This window comes from Gemmata obscuriglobus, assembly GCF_008065095.1.
GTDB classification, from domain to species: domain Bacteria; phylum Planctomycetota; class Planctomycetia; order Gemmatales; family Gemmataceae; genus Gemmata; species Gemmata obscuriglobus.
On record NZ_CP042911.1, the window covers coordinates 2,184,158 to 2,199,097 of the forward strand.

A 14,940-nucleotide genomic window follows, 5' to 3' on the forward strand; every position below is an offset into this window, starting at 1 on the left:
TTGGGCCGGTGCAGGCGGCACGATGTGACGCGCGCCTGCACCGGCCCTCACGATATCCAATTGCGACCGCCTCTGGCCTCGTGCCCGCCGGTCGCCTGGGGCGGGTTACTTTTCGCCCTCTTTCTTTTCGCCCTCTTTCTTTTCGCGGGGCGCCGGCGTCGCGTCAGGAGAGCCCTTCGGTTCGGTTTTGGCCGGCGGGGGCGTGGTCGTTTTGTTTTCGGGCGCCGGCGGGGCGGGTTTCGGGGCGACCGGGCCGGCCGGCTTCGGCAGTGCGGATAGCGGGGCGGCCGTGTTGACGTCCGCGAGATCTGCCATGTCACCGCCGGCGCGCGTGCCGAGCGCCAGAAGAACTTTCTTGTCCACGTTGGCGGGGACGAACCGCACCGACCCGTCTCCCATGAGCGCGTATGTACCGGGTTTGCCGCCGTTGGCGTGGCGGAACCCGGCCATGGGGTCGTCCTCGTTGAACCCGCGGACCGTCGCGCCGCCGCCCGCGATCCACGGCTGCTGCAACCCCGGCGGGGTCTGCATCAGGTAGATCGTGTTCGCCAGCCCGTCGGTCACGTCCTCGGCGCGCGAGCCCCAGTTGTACCCGGTCATCCCCAACTTCTTCTTCACCTCCGGGTCCGACGAGTTCGGGTCGAGCCGGGCCGCGTTCAGGCCGGTGCCGGCGATCGCGACGTAGTTGGTGGCGCCGAACGTGTGGTCCGGGGCGTACGGGCTGGTGGCCCGCCACGCCGACTGCGGGTACGAGGGGACCAGCAGTTCGGGTATCCATTCGCCGCCCGGGGTCACGTTGTCCACGCGCTTGCGGGGCGGGACCGTCGGGTTGTTCGGGTCCACGGGGTCGTACTCCAGGGCGTACCACGCGGCGTTCCGGTCGATCTGGCCCGCCAGGCTGCCGCGCCCGAGGTGCGGCAGCAGTTCGGCGAACAGGCTGACGCGCTGGATCGGCGGGTACTCCAGCCCGAGGCGGGCCGGATCGGATTTCGCCCGGTCCCAGGTGCCGCGCGGGGTCGTTTTGGCCGTGCTCAGCACCCGCGGCGCGACCGTCGCGAGGGCGTGCAGGCCCGCTTCGCCCGAGAACACCGCCACCTTACCCTTGATCTGGTTCGCGATGCCGATCACCCGCGGCGCGACCGTGGTGCGGTACGTGAAGTCGTTCCAGAACAGGTCAATCGCGATCAGCAATTGATCGTCCCGGTGGTACAGGTCGAAGTGCGACGGCGGGAGTGCCGGGGCCTCGCCGCCGGGTAGGACGCCCCCCGGCCCCATGCTGCCGGGCATAGCTCCTGGCCCCATGCTCCCAGACCCCATGCCCCCCGGCATGGCGCCCGGCCCCATGCTCCCAGACCCGAGGCCCCCCGGCCCCATGCGACCTGGGCCAGCGCCCCCCGGCCCCATGCTGCCCGGATTGATCCGGCCCGGCCCGATACCGCCCGGGGGCGTGCGGCCTTCTTCCCCGTCGCCACCGGGGCCGAAGCGGCCCGGCCCGGCGCCGGGGAACCCGCTACCCGGAGGCATCCCGGGGAGGCCGTTGCCCGGTTGGCCGGTGCCGGGGAAGCCGCCGCCGGCCACCGTGTAGTCGCGGAACTCGACCGGGGTGGTCAGGTACAGCTTGAACAGCTCGGTGACCATCGTCAGCCCCGGCGCGACCTTCTCTTTAGCCAGGGTCCGCGCGTCGGCCACGTCGGCGAGCGTGAGCTGCACGTTCGCGGCGAACTGCTGGTAGCCGAACGCGGTCACGTTCGCGGCGATGTACCGCAGCCGCGACGCGATCGGGTCGAGCGTGGTCGCGAGGATCTGGTACTCCTTCTTCAGCAGCTTCGGGTCGTACTGGCGGGCGTCGAACTTCTCGGCGTACACCAGCACCGTGCGGGCGGCGCGGTCGGCCTCCATGTCGTCAAGGGCCCGCTTGAGCGTCGGCTCGATGGTGCGGTAGGCGTTGATCGTGGAGGACGTTTGGGCGCCAGACGCCGGTTGCTTCGCCGGAGGCTTCGGCTGCGGCTGTGTGGGGGCGGGTTCCGGTGCGGGGGCCGGTGCCCCGTCCGTCGGCGGCGTGCTGGGCGGCGTGGCCGGGACCACCAGCACGTCCAGGTCGCTCTTGAACGGAGGGTAGCCGTTGGCGTCGAGTTCGCCGAGGAACCGCTCGAGCAGCCCGTAATCGCCGACGAGGACGTGTTGGGTGTCGAGGACGCACACGCCGTGGGGCTTGTCCTTCGGCGGGGCCGCGGCGGCCGGCGGGAGGGCGGAGTACAGGTCCCCGAACAGCGACCGCATCGCCACTGCGTGCGAAATCGCGTGCAGCAGCGGGGCCGAACGGAACTCGTGCAGGTCGCGGCCCTTGACCGCCTTGGGCGCGGACTTCAGCGGCATCTTCGCCAGCCGGTCCGCTGCCTTTGCCGGGCTCTTGAGCTTGATGACGCCGAACGGGTCGCGGCCGTCGCCGGCGACGCAGTGGATGTAGGTGTCCACGTCGTCCGGGTTGAACCCGAGCGTGCCATTGAACAGCGCCGTCATCGGTTGGTCGACCAGCGCCGCGTACACCGGCCCGCCGCGCAACTGATCCACGTTGATCCGGTACACGGCCACCGCCTGCCCGGGGAGCAGGTTGGAAGTCACCTTGTCGCTGGACGGGACCGACGGTGTGACCGGGGCGCTCGTCTTTTCCTTGTTGCCGTCCTCGGGTTGCGTCTCTTCGGGAGACGCCGAACCGGTTCTGCTGGGGCCGGAGCCCACCGCGAACGGGTCCTTTTTCGGCTTCTTGCCGTCGCCCCCGAGGAACGCGACCGCGCCGCCGATGAGCACCACCAGCGCGACCACCCCGGCGACGATCGGCACCAGCTTCTTGTTCTTCCCGCCCCCGCCGGATTTGGCCTTCTTCTCGGCCTTCTTGTCTTTCTCTTTGGCGGCGTCTTTGTCTTTGGTCGGATCGGCGCCGGCCGCAGCGACCTCAGCGGCCGGCTCTTCGACCTTGAACCGGTACTTGCACTTCGGGCATTCGACCTTGGTGCCGACGAGGTTCGGATTCTTGATGAGAACCGGGGCCTCGCAGCTCGGACACTGGACCTTGAAACTCGGCATGGAGCGCTCCCGCAGTGCCGCCGGTTGGGATTGGTTGAGGCGTGAGGTGCCGTGCCCTCATCTTAGTGGTTCGGGCGCGAGGGGTGCAAAGGGTTTTGTCGCCGCTTGATACCGAAATCGCCGGGACGGCCGGTACCGCATGCCCGTGCCGGCGAGAGCGGGGGCGGATCGCGTCCCTTGTTCGAGGGAGGGTTCCTACGAACGAGCGGACCACGGGTGTGGCAATCTCGGTCGGCGGTAGCGGACGGGCGGGGGCGGTGCCCGGAAACTCCCGCGGGTTGTACTTTTTCTCTTCACACCCGCACCGCTCACACTATCCTGTTCCTCACGTGCGCCGATACGGCGCGCCCGCCCCGGGGCCGACGCCGCGGAGTGAAGAGCCATGCGTTCCCCGCTCAAGGGGCTGTTCGACCGACTGCGGCCGCGGCAGTACGGGCGGCGCGAGCCGCTCGTGCTCATCAACGGCCTGGCCGAACAAGCCGAATCGTGGTACCGCAACCGCAAGTTCTGGTCGCGGTACTTCGAAGTGCTGACGCCCAACATCCTCGCCTACGAGGGCGACGCGCTCCACGCGCGCATCAACGCCAAACAGCCCGTCACCGTCGAATATCTTGTTGAGCAACTCCACACGTACCTGACGCAGTTCGTTCAGACGCCGCCGTACCACCTCGTCGCCAGCAGCCTCGGCGGCAAGGTCGCGGTCGAGTTCGCGGCCAAGTACCCCCAGCTCGTGAACCGGGTGGTGCTCCTGTGCCCGTCCGGGATGGGCGACAAGGAGCAGCTGCCCATCATTGAGGGCGTCGTCGGTCGCAACGCCCGCGCGATGGTGGAGAGCGTGTTCCACAAGCCCCGGCGGGCCGACGGCGGGCTGCTCCGCTACTACCGGTCGAAGTTCGCGAACCGCAAGTGGCAGAAGGGGTTCATCCGGTCCGTGCGCGGGACGCTCGACCACGTCGTGCGCGACAAGATGAGGCTGGTGACGGCGCCGACCCTGCTGGTCACCGCGTCGGGCGATAAGGTGTGCGACCCTCAGACGGCCGAGGACGCCGCCCGCGAACTGCCCAACGGCCACTTCCGCAAGATCGAGCGGTGCGGGCACGCGCCGCACATCGAGAAGCACTGGTTGATCAACCGACTGGTCGTAGACTTCCTCAGTTCGACGCGACCCACCGCGCACCCGTCGTGGACCAAACTCATCCTGGCGAAGGCCCCCCGAGCGAGCAAATGACGCCATCCATCGTGCCGCCGCAGCCGGCGACCGCCGCCCCGCTCCCGCCCGCCGCGCCGGCGCACACCCCGCCGGACCTGGGGGCAGCGGGGCGGACCAACCCGAACCCGCCGGCCTCCGCGCCGAAGGGGCCGGACTGGTGGCTCATGATGCGGGCGTTCCTCACGCAGGGTAAGCGGATCGCGTCGTTCGCGCCCAGCTCCCGGTTCATGGCCCGCAAGCTCCTCGACGGCATCGACTGGGCGCACGCCCGGTCCATCGTCGAGTTGGGCGCCGGGACCGGGCCGATCACCGCGGAACTGGTCCGGCTCGCGCACCCGAAGGCGCGGCTGGTGGTGATCGAACTGGACCCGGTGCTGTGCGGCCGGCTCCAGGCGCGGTTCCGCGAGTCGCCGAACGTCGAGGTGGTGCTCGGTGACGCGACGAAGTTCGGCGAGATCCTCGCCGCCCGCGGCATCCCCAAGGTCGACCACGTGCTGTCCGGGCTGCCGCTCCCGTCGTTCCCGGCCGCGGCCCGCGACGCGATCCTGGAAACGTCGGCCAAGACCATCAGCGCCGGCGGGACGTTCCGCCAGCTCACCGTGATGCCGCTGATCTACTACAAGATGTACCGCCGGTACTTCGAGGACGTGCGGTTCCGGTTCGTGCCGTTCAACCTGCCCCCGGGCGGCGTGTACGTGTGCCGCGGGTACCGCGGGGCGCAGCCCGCAAAGTAGCTCGCACAGAAGACCAAAAAAGAGTGTTTACCGCAGAGGGCACGAGAGGGCGCAGAGAGAAAGACATTGAGAGTTTGAAGAACAATCTCTCTTAGTTTTCTCTCTGCGCCCTCTTGTGCCCTCTGCGGTGAACACTCTTTTGTATTGGGTTGCCCCATATGGCCAGCACTGCGTTCCTCGCGCCGCTCACCGACTCGCGCCTGGTCCGCCGGGCCGCGGACGCCGTCCTGCTGCGCTACGCCCACCACCGGACCGCCCAGCTCGACCGGATGGACGTGGCCGCGGTGCAGCGCAACACGCTCATGCGGCTCGTTCGCAGGGCGAAACGCACGCAGTTCGGCCGCGATCACGATTTCTCCCGCATCCGCTCGATCGCGGACTATCAGGCCCGCGTGCCGGTGCGCACCTACGAGTGGTTCTGGGACACGTACTGGAAGGCCGCGTTCCCGCGCATCGATAACCTCACCTGGCCGGGGAAGATCCCGTACTACGCGCTCTCGTCCGGCACCACGAGCGGGGCGACGAAGTACGTGCCCGTCTCGTGGGAGATGGTCGCGTCGAACAAGAAGGCGGGGTTCACCACCACCGCGCTGTTCCGGCACGCGAACCCGGGCGCGAAGCTGTTCACCGGGAAGTTCTTCTTCCTGGGGGGCAGCACGGACCTCCGCCGGCAGGACGACGGCAGCCTTGCGGGCGACCTTAGCGGCATCGCCTCCAAGGAGCTGCTGGAACTGCTCCGCCCGTACACGTTCCCGCCCCGCGACCTCACGCTCATCACCAACTGGGAAGAGAAGGTGCGCCGGTTCGCGGAGCTGAGCGCGCGCGAGCCCGTCACCGCCCTCAGCGGCATCCCGGCGTGGATGCACGTGCTGTTCACGCGCCTCAAGGAGGTGACCGGTAAGGGCACCATCGCCGAGATCTGGCCCGACTTGCGCTTGATCGTCCACGGCGGTACGAAGTTCGACCCGTACCGCGAGCTGTTCAAGAAGGAGATCGGCAGCGATCTCGTGAAGTTCTGCGAGGTGTACCCGTGCTCCGAGGGGTTCGTCGCGACCGAGGACCCGCGGCACCAGCACCTCCGCATCGTGCCGGATCACGGCATCTTCTTCGAGTTCGTTCCCGTCGGCCAACTGGGGCAGGACCGGCCGACGCGGCACACGCTCGCGGACGTCGAGGTCGGCGTGCAGTACGCGGTGGTGCTGACCTCGTGCGCCGGCGTGTGGTCGTACCTCGTGGGCGACACCGTGGCGTTCGAGCGCCGCGACCCGCCGCTCATCCGCTTCACCGGGCGGACGAAGTACTTCCTCTCGGCGTTCGGCGAGCACCTCATCAGTGAAGAGGTCGAGGCGGCCGTCGCGCGGGCCGCGAGCGTGTGCGGGGCGGTGGCGGTGGACTTCCACGTGGGGCCGGTGTTCCCGTCGGTGCCCGGAAAGGCGGGGCACCACCTGTACCTCGTCGAGTTCGCCGAGGGGCGGCCCGACCTGGCCCGGTTCGCGAAGGAGATCGACGACGAGCTGAACCGCATCAACGAGGACTACGGGCCGCACCGCGTTGGCGACCTCGCGATGCTGATGCCCGAGGTGCGGGTGGTGAAGCCGGGCGGTTTTGCGGAATGGATGAAGGCCCGCGGGAAGTACGGCGGGCAGAACAAAGTGCCGCGCATGGACAACAGCGGCGCCATGACGAAAGACATGGCTAACTGGTTCGAGAGCAACGGCTGGGCGGGTTGAGTACGAATCCGAGCGGCCGGCGCGGCGCGGGCCGCCAACCTCACGACTGCACGAAATGCGATGCGCGCACACACACCGTTCGTCGGATTGGTTCCCGCGGTCCTCACGCCGTTCGACGCGGGCGGCGCCCTCAACCTGTCCGCGGTGGGACCGCAGGCGGAGCGGCTCGCCCGCGACGGCGTCGCGGGGGTGTTCGTCGGCGGCACCACCGGGGAGTTCTCGTCGCTCACGCAGGGCGAGCGGCTCGCGCTGGCGGAGCGCTGGGCGGCGGTCGTGAAGGGGAGCCCGACGCGGCTGGTGGTTCACGTCGGGGCGAACTGCCTGGCGGACGCGAAGCAGCTCGCGGCGCAGGCGGACGCGCTCGGGGCCGACGCGATCTCGGCGGTCGCGCCCAGCTACTTCAAGCCGAAGTCGGTGGACGTGCTGGTTCAGTGGTGTGCGGAGCTGGCGGCGGCGGCGCCGAACACGCCGTTCTACTTCTACGACATCCCGGTGCTCACCGGGGTCGCGCTCCCGATGGTCGATTTCCTCGATCAGGCCGCGGAGCGGGTCCCGACGCTCCGCGGGGTGAAGTTCACCAACCCCGACCTGATGACGTTCCAGCGGCTGCTGCGGGCGGGCGGCGGGCGGTTCGACGTGCTGTTCGGGATGGACGAGCAGTTGCTCACGGCGGTGGTGCTGGGCGCGCAGGGCGCGGTCGGCAGCGGGTACAACTTCGCGGCGCCGCTCTACAACCGGCTGCTGGCGGCCGCCCGCGCGAACGACTTCGCGACCGCCCGCGCGGAGCAGTACCGGGGCGTGGAAGTGGTCGCGGTGCTCATGCGCTACGGGTATCTGGCCGCCGCAAAGGAGCTGCTCCGCCTGCGCGGCCTCGACCTCGGCTCGGTCCGGTTGCCGCACGTCCCGCTGACGCCGGACCAGGCCGCGAGCCTGCGCCGCGACCTCGAATCGCTGAGCGCTCTGTAACGGCCGGGGCCGTGGGCGCCGCCGCGCGGCTCCAGAACGGGCAGTCGCCGCGGGTTCCGCTGTTTACCGGCGCGAATGTGTGAGCTATAGTTTACACTTAACACGGGCCACTAGCCCGGCCCGTTCTTACGGAAGTCTGGCGTGAAGGCGATCATCAGCGACATCCACGGCAACATGGAAGCCCTCCAGGCCGTGCTCGCGGACATCAAGGCCCAGGGCATTCGCGAGGTGTACTGCCTCGGCGACGTGGTCGGCTACGGCCCGAACCCGCGCGAGTGCATCGACCTCGTGATGGACTGCAAGCTGGTGCTGCTGGGCAACCACGACCAGGGCGCGATGTTCGACCCCGACGGGTTCAACCAGTCGGCCGAGCGCGCCATCTTCTGGACCCGCGGGCAACTGGAGTCGCCCGCCGAGCCCCGGCCGCTGCGCGAGAAGCGCTGGGAGTTCCTGTCGGAGCGGCCCCGGAGCCACCGCGAAAACGGGTACCTCTTCGTTCACGGCTCGGCCCGCAACCCGCTCAACGAGTACGTGTTCCCGGAAGACGTGTACAACCAGCGGAAGATGGAGCGCATCTTCGCCCTCGTCGACCGGTACTGTTTTCAGGGCCACACGCACGTTCCGGGCATTTTCACCGAGAGCATGCAGTTCCTCAGCCCGGAAGAGGTCGAGTTCGCGCACAAGCTCGACGGCCGCAAGACGCTCTGCAACGTCGGGTCGGTGGGTCAGCCGCGCGACGGCAACTGGCGGGCGTGCTACGTGGTGCTCGACGGCGACGTGATCCGGTTCCGCCGGGTCGAGTACGACTGGCAGAAGACCCGCGACAAGATCTACGACATCCCGGACCTCGACAACTTCCTCGGCGACCGGCTCGGGGAAGGGCGGTAGCGGCCCTGGCGCGGGTGGCGGTAGCGCCACCCGCGGGCGAAAGTTCCGCCCCGCGCCGGCGAATCACACTGCAGCCCACGGACGGCCGCCGTCCGTGGGCTGCTCCGTTTCGTAAGATACTCTCCTGATCGGCCACCGCCCCGGTATCTGGCACTCATGCGCAAGAACGTCTTAAACGTCATCGTCTTCCTGTTCCTCGCGGCGGGCCTGTTCTTCCTGTGGCGTTACGCCGAGGAGAACTTGATGCCCAAGCCCGTTCCGCAGAAGGACCCGGCCGAGAAAATGGCCGAAAATCTGCAAAAGCAGGCCGAGGAACAGGCCAAGCGGCAGGCCGAGGAGGAAGAGAAACGCAAGCTCCTCGCCGCGACCGGCGGCGGCCTCGCGGTCGGCACCGAGCTGCCGAAGCCGAAGCCGCCCGAGCCGCCGAAGGCCCCGCCGCTGACGGTCGCGGGCGTCGAACCGCGGGCCATCCACAACGCGATCGTCGCGGGCATATTCGACGCGGCGAGCCGGCCGACGCTGATCGCGCTCGGCGACGACACGTTCTACAACCAAGTGCTGCTCACCACCCGCGGCGGCGGCGTGCAGCAGGTGCTGCTCCCGAAGTTCGGTCAGGCCGACCGGCTCGGTCGTGAGGTCAAGGCCCGGGACAAGGACGGGAACCCCACGGCTGCGTCTCTACCGCTCCACCTGATCCCGGGCACCTACCACCCCCGCGCGAAGCACCTCCGCGAGGACTACCAGCCGCCGGACCTGGTCGCCGGCCCGGTTGCGAACCCGGCGGCGCTGGCCGAGCCGTGTTTCACCGTGTTCCACTACCCGACCCCGGACGACAACAACCCGGACCCGTTGCTGGGCGAGACCAACTGGACCGTGGTGTCCGAAAAGCGGCCCGCCGACGGCCCGCACGAAGTCGTGTTCGAGAAGGAGTTGGGCGAGCCGTACTTCGTGAAGATCCGCAAGACGTACACGCTCGCGCGCACGGACTACCACATCGGGCTGCACGTCGGGATCGAGAAGCTGAAGGTGCCCGGCGCGGCGAAGGGCAAGGGGCAACTGAAGTACCAGCTCTCCGGCCCGCGCGGGCTGCCGATCGAGGGCGAGTGGTACACCAGCACGTACCGCGTGGCGATCGTCGGCTGGCGCGAGCGCAACGGCACGCTCCGGCGCCAGTACGAGGACGCGGCGTCGATCGGGAGCAAGCGCGGCGGCGAGAAGGCCCGGCGCGAGGACAACACGTTCCACTACATGGCGGTCGCGAACCAGTTCTTCGCCTCCGCCGTCGCCATCGATTACTCGGCGGACGAGGCGAAGAAGACGCACCCGTGGTCCTACGTGCGGGCCACCACCGAGCTGCCGCTCGACAAAAAGCAAGACCCGCAGATGCCCAACTTCGACGACATCACGGTGCGGGCCGCGTCCGAGACGATCGACCTCGAGCCGGGCCAGTCCACCGCCCACCGCTACTTCATTTACAACGGGCCGGCGAAGGTCGGGCTGCTCAAGCTCCTGCCGAAGGTCGAGGTTAATGGGCAGAAGGTGCCGGCCGTCCGCGAGGAGCTGGTGGACCAGTACAAGGACACGATGATGATGTCCTCGATCACCGATTTCCGGTCGGACACGGCGATCGGGCGGTTCGCGAGCTTCATCTTCTGGACCGACCTCGTCATCGCGATGACGAACCTGATGCACATCCTGCTCGCGGCCATTCACTCCGTACTGGGGCACTGGGCGCTGTCCATCGTCATGCTCACGGTGTGCGTGCGGCTGGTGCTGATGTACCCGAGCCGCAAGCAGACCGCGATGAGCATGAAGATGATGGAGGTGCAGAAGCGGCTCCAGCCGGAGTTCGAGAAGCTCCAGGAGAAGTACAAGGACGACTTCAACACCTACAACCGCGAGAAGACGCGGCTGATGATGGCGAACGGTGCCAACCCGTTCGCGATGGCCGGCGGGTGCCTGCTCCTGTTCGCGCAGATGCCGGTGATGATGGGGCTGTACTTCTGCCTCCAGGAGAGCATCTTCTTCCGGCTCGACTCGTTCCTGTGGATCGACAACCTGGCCGCCCCGGACATGCTCAAGTGGTGGACGGAGCAGATCCCGTATGTCAGCACCCCGGACGACATCGGCAGCTTCATCTACCTGGGGCCGTACTTCAACCTGCTGCCGCTGCTGGCGGTCGGGCTGATGCTGTTCCAGCAGTCCAAGATGATGCCGCCCGCGACCGACCCGCAGGCCGAGCAGCAGCGGATGATGATGAAGCTGATGATGATCATGATGGCCGTCTTCTTCTACAAGGTGGCGGCGGGGCTGGCCCTGTACTTCATCGTCAGCACCGCGTGGGCGATCATCGAGCGCCAGTTGATCCCCAAGCCGGTGATCGACACGTCGAGCCCGGCGCCGGCGACCGGAGCCAAAGTCGCCGCTCCCACCGGCACCGCGGGCGGCGGTAAGATGACGACCGAGGAGGCGCTGGCCGCCGCCAAGGCGAAGAACAAGGGGTTCCTGACGCGGCTGCGGGAAGCCCTTCAGGCGAAGATGGAAGAGATGCAGCGCCAGGCCGACGAGCAGGCCAAGCGGCAGATCCGCAACGGCCGACCCGGTGATGGGCCGAACCCGCCGCCAGGGACCGGGACCGACGGCCCGCAGCCCGACGGTCGCCGCGACAAGAAGAACCGCCGGCGCAAGAAGTGATTGCCATAGCCGCTTTCGTCACCCCGGGGGCGGGTGGGCTCGTCCCACCCGCCCCCGAACACACTGAGCCGGTCATGAACGCGAAACGCATCCTGATGCTGGTCGGCGACTTCGTGGAAGACTACGAGGTCATGGTTCCGTTTCAGGCGCTCCAGATGGTCGGGCACACCGTTCACGCGGTGTGCCCGGGTAAGCGGGACGGCGATACGGTTCGCACCGCGATCCACGACTTCGAAGGCGACCAGACGTACTCCGAGAAGCCGGGGCACAACTTTAAGCTGAACGCGACGTTCGAGGGCGTTGATGCCGGTCAGTACGACGCGCTGGTGATCCCGGGCGGGCGCGCCCCCGAATACCTGCGCCTCAACGCGGCCGTTCTGGACGTGGTGCGCCACTTCTTCGCGGCGGGTAAGCCGGTGGCGGCGATCTGCCACGGGCCGCAGTTGCTCGCCGCGGCCGGCGTGTTGAAGGGCCGCACCTGTAGCGCGTACCCGGCCGTCGGGCCGGACATCGGGCTGTGCGGCGGAACGCTCGCCGAGGTGCCCATCGACGGGGCGCACACCGACGGGAACCTCGTCACCGCGCCCGCGTGGCCCGCGCACCCGGCGTGGCTGCGGGCGTTTCTGAAGCTGATGGGTGCGACGATTGGTTGAACGAACGATGCGGCGGGCATGCGCCCCGCCGCATCACGATTCACACTTTCGGAATGCACACCTCGGCCGTCACACCACTCCGATCAATAGCGGCCGATCAGTTCGACCGTGAGCCGCTGGTTGATGATGTCGTTGCGGCTCGTCAGCGGGAACTCGAGCGCGAAGCCGACCGTGTACTTGTTGGTGAGCACCGCCTTGGCACCGAGCGCGGCGGTCACGAGGTGCGCCCCGGCCTGCCCGCGGGTACCCAGGTTCAGCAGCCCGTCGCCCTCGCCGAACACCGGGGGCAGACGGTTGCCGCCGCTCGTGTACCAGAACCAGTTCAGCTCCGCCAGCGGGTAGAACCAGCCGAACAGTTGCTTGTCCACGTGGAAGCTGTTCCAGATGTAGCTCGAGCCCTGCGAGCTCTTCAGCGGGAAATAGTACCCGGTGGTTTGCAGGTAGTGCCACTTGTTGCCGAACTCTTTGCCGTAGGTGACGAACGGGGCGAACGAGCCCGACCCCTGGTTCTGCTGCACCTTCGCCTCGCCGCTGGGGATCTCGTATAGGAACCCGAACGCGGCCAGGGTCTGGTTCTCCACGTCGCGGTAGAAGGTGTACTTGAGCCCGGCCGCCAAGTTCAGGAACCCGGTCGTCGAGGGGCCGTTGCGGGGCGAGATGTGCGCGAGCCCGTCCTTGTCGGCGATGATGCTGAGCCGCTCGGTGACGGCGAGGTTCATTTGCAGCGCGTACGCCTGAATGTTGCCGTCGAGCGGGTGACCGCCCGGGACGTTGTTGTTGATGAACAGTATTCGCGCGTGCGAGTTCGACCGCGGGTCCTTGTTCAGGATGGGGTTGGACACCGGGCCGACGAAGTCGTCGAACTCGTGGTCGCTCTGGAACAGCCGGCGCACCGGCTTGGTGCATTCGTCGGACAGTGCCGGGACTGTGCCGACCGGGGGGGGGTAGCCGGGGGCGGCGTATCCCGGCCCCGGGGGTGGGGCAGCTACCGCGGTTCCGGAGTAGCCCTGCGCGGGCGGAGCCGCGTCTGCGTACCCCGAGATCGGGAGCGTCTGGTAGCCCTGCGCGGGCGGTTGTTGGTAGGCCGGGTCGGCGCCGACCGAACCGGCGGCGAGCAGGGCGCTGAGCGCGAGGGTGTTCATCCGTGAGTTCCGATTGGAGTAACCGTCAGGCGACCGTGCGCGACGGCAGCGGGGCGAGTCCGTGCCCCGTGTAAGGAATATCGGAGCTGCTTGTCGGGAAGTGAGGGGGGAAACGCGTTGTGGCAGATCGAAGACGTGTGCCGTGAATCGGCTGTACGGGCTGTGAGGCCGGTGATGATTTGGCACAGTGCCGCATACGGCGATTGCTGTGCGGATCTGGCACAGCAATCGCCGTGTGCGGCACTCCCACTCAGCCGATGCGCGGGAACAGCGGCTTCAGCTTACCGTCGATCAGTTCGGCAGTGATGCGCAGGTCGTCAGCCTGGGCCTTTAATTCGGCAGCATCGGCGTATTTCACCTCCGCCCACGGCGTCGGGAAGTTGAAACTCGTGTAGATCGCCTCCGCACTCTTGGGGATGAACGGCTTCAACAGGATGCTGGCGATGCGGAGCGACTGCACCGCGTTGAACAGCACCTTCTTGGCCGCGTCCTTGTCGGTCTTCACGAGCTTCCAGGGGGCGTTGGCTTCGAGGTACTGGTTCGTCGGCGTGAGGAAGTCCTGAACGATCTTCTGAAGCGCCAGGTTGTACCGGCACGCCTCGACGTGCTCCCGCACCTCGCCCACGAACAACTTCAGGTCGAGACCCGGAACCACGGGATCGGGCGTCACCCCCGCGGTCCCGGTGAACACCCCCTCGAAGTTTTTGAAGGTGATCGTGAGCTCGCGCGACAGCATGTTCCCGAGGTTGTTCGCCAACTCGGAGTTGTAGACCTCTTCGTACCGCTGCCCGCTGTAGTCGCCGTCGGACGGGAACGGGCACTCGCGCATGAAGTAGTAGCGGTACGCGTCCGCGTTCGACTTCGCGATGATCTCCATCGGGTCAACAATGTTGCCGAGGGTTTTGCCCATCTTCTGGCCGTTGTTGTTCACGAACCCGTGGGAGAACACCTTGCGCGGCGCTTCCTCGCCCGCGGCCCAGAGCATCGCGGGCCAGATGTGCGTGTGGAACCGCGTGATGTCCTTGCCGATGAAGTGAACGTCCGCGGGCCAGTGCTTGCGGAACGTCGCCTCGTCGTCGCCGTAGCCGATGCCGGTGATGTACGTCAGCAGCGCGTCGAACCAGACGTAGATGGTGAACTCCGGGTCGAACGGGAGCTTGATGCCCCACTCCTCGCCGTGCCGCGAGATGTTGAGGTCTTGCAGCCCTTCGGCCTCAATGAACCCGATCATCTCGTTTCGCCGGCTCTCCGGCTGCACGAACTCGGGGTTACCCTTCAGGTGCTCCAGCAGCCGATCTTTGAACGCCGACAGCTTGAAGAACCAGCACGGCTCGGACCGGCGCACGAGCGGGCGCTTGTGGTTCGGGCACAGCCCGCCGCTCTCCGCGTGGACCTTGTCGCTCTTGAACTCCTCGCACCCGGGGCAATACCAGCCCTCGTAGCTGCCCTTGTAAATGTAGCCGTTGTCGTACACCTTCTGGACGAACTTGCGGCAGCACTGCTTGTGCCGCTCGTGGCTCGTCTGGACGAAGGTATCGTAGCTGATGTCGAGGGCGTCCCACACCTCGCGGAACTGACGGGCCATGTCGTCGCAGTACGCCTGCGGCTCCTGCCCGAGCGACTTGGCGCGGTCGGCGACCTTGAGGGTGTTCTCGTCGTTGCCCATCAGGAAGAAGACGTCGTACCCCTCCATCCGCCGGTACCGGGCCTGCACGTCCGCGCCGAGCTTCTCGAACGCGGTGCCGATGTGCGGCCGGCTGTTCGGGTAGTCGATGGCGGTGGTCTGGAACCAGCGGGGCTTGTCGGTCACGGCTCGTCTCCCTGCGTCGCAATCTAGCT

General features: G+C 67.7%; 10 protein-coding genes. 7 read left to right on the plus strand and 3 right to left on the minus strand.

What is annotated here, in order from left to right:
* Window positions 1–105: 105 nt before the first annotated feature.
* Window positions 106–3,084 (minus strand): DUF1559 family PulG-like putative transporter, encoded by a 2,979-nt coding sequence (locus GobsT_RS40790; RefSeq protein WP_010050641.1) that lies wholly within the window; start codon window positions 3,082–3,084, stop codon window positions 106–108.
* Window positions 3,085–3,466: 382 nt separating this feature from the next.
* On the opposite strand from GobsT_RS40790, the gene olsI reads away from it, so the two are divergent.
* The 7 genes from olsI to GobsT_RS09280 all read left to right on the plus strand — a co-directional run bounded on the left by olsI (window position 3,467) and on the right by GobsT_RS09280 (window position 11,959).
* The gene (olsI, locus tag GobsT_RS09250; protein WP_010050644.1) at window positions 3,467–4,312 is read left to right on the plus strand and encodes an ornithine lipid biosynthesis O-acyltransferase OlsI; all 846 of its coding nucleotides are present in this window, start codon (window positions 3,467–3,469) and stop codon (window positions 4,310–4,312) included.
* Window positions 4,309–5,028, plus strand: a complete 720-nt coding sequence (locus tag GobsT_RS09255; protein ID WP_010050646.1) for a class I SAM-dependent methyltransferase — start codon at window positions 4,309–4,311, stop codon at window positions 5,026–5,028. Before olsI ends, GobsT_RS09255 begins: the two co-directional genes overlap by 4 nt.
* 158 nt (window positions 5,029–5,186) lie before the next feature.
* Window positions 5,187–6,758 carry a lyso-ornithine lipid synthetase OlsH gene (olsH, locus tag GobsT_RS09260; RefSeq protein ID WP_010043352.1) on the plus strand — a complete coding sequence of 524 codons (1,572 nt, stop codon included), beginning with the start codon at window positions 5,187–5,189 and terminating at the stop codon, window positions 6,756–6,758.
* Window positions 6,759–6,818: 60 nt separating this feature from the next.
* A complete protein-coding gene (locus GobsT_RS09265) occupies window positions 6,819–7,724 on the plus strand; it encodes a dihydrodipicolinate synthase family protein (protein ID WP_010043350.1) in 906 nt (301 codons plus the stop codon).
* A gap of 141 nt (window positions 7,725–7,865) precedes the next feature.
* Entirely contained in the window at window positions 7,866–8,612 is a 747-nt protein-coding gene (locus GobsT_RS09270) for a metallophosphoesterase family protein (RefSeq protein WP_010043347.1), read from the plus strand.
* A gap of 156 nt (window positions 8,613–8,768) precedes the next feature.
* Entirely contained in the window at window positions 8,769–11,306 is a 2,538-nt protein-coding gene (locus tag GobsT_RS09275) for a YidC/Oxa1 family insertase periplasmic-domain containing protein (protein ID WP_010043345.1), read from the plus strand.
* 74 nt (window positions 11,307–11,380) lie between these two features.
* Window positions 11,381–11,959, plus strand: coding sequence for a DJ-1/PfpI family protein (locus GobsT_RS09280; RefSeq protein WP_010043343.1), 579 nt, complete (start codon window positions 11,381–11,383; stop codon window positions 11,957–11,959).
* 83 nt (window positions 11,960–12,042) lie between these two features.
* Here the strand turns inward: GobsT_RS09280 and GobsT_RS09285 are convergent, their stop codons facing one another.
* Complete coding sequence (locus GobsT_RS09285; RefSeq protein ID WP_010043342.1) at window positions 12,043–13,101, minus strand: hypothetical protein; 1,059 nt, start codon at window positions 13,099–13,101, stop codon at window positions 12,043–12,045.
* A gap of 250 nt (window positions 13,102–13,351) precedes the next feature.
* Window positions 13,352–14,911 carry a methionine--tRNA ligase gene (gene metG / locus GobsT_RS09290; RefSeq protein WP_109571183.1) on the minus strand — a complete coding sequence of 520 codons (1,560 nt, stop codon included), beginning with the start codon at window positions 14,909–14,911 and terminating at the stop codon, window positions 13,352–13,354.
* Between the last annotated feature and the right edge of the window lie 29 nt (window positions 14,912–14,940).

Coding starts and splice junctions, on each gene's coding strand:
- olsH (WP_010043352.1), top strand. CDS start 5,187: ATGGCCAGCACTGCGTTCCTCGCGCCGCTCACCGACTCGCGCCTGGTC.
- GobsT_RS09265 (WP_010043350.1), top strand. CDS start 6,819: ATGCGCGCACACACACCGTTCGTCGGATTGGTTCCCGCGGTCCTCACG.
- GobsT_RS09285 (WP_010043342.1), bottom strand. CDS start 13,101: ATGAACACCCTCGCGCTCAGCGCCCTGCTCGCCGCCGGTTCGGTCGGC.
- GobsT_RS09255 (WP_010050646.1), top strand. CDS start 4,309: ATGACGCCATCCATCGTGCCGCCGCAGCCGGCGACCGCCGCCCCGCTC.
- GobsT_RS09275 (WP_010043345.1), top strand. CDS start 8,769: ATGCGCAAGAACGTCTTAAACGTCATCGTCTTCCTGTTCCTCGCGGCG.
- GobsT_RS09280 (WP_010043343.1), top strand. CDS start 11,381: ATGAACGCGAAACGCATCCTGATGCTGGTCGGCGACTTCGTGGAAGAC.
- GobsT_RS40790 (WP_010050641.1), bottom strand. CDS start 3,084: ATGCCGAGTTTCAAGGTCCAGTGTCCGAGCTGCGAGGCCCCGGTTCTC.
- olsI (WP_010050644.1), top strand. CDS start 3,467: ATGCGTTCCCCGCTCAAGGGGCTGTTCGACCGACTGCGGCCGCGGCAG.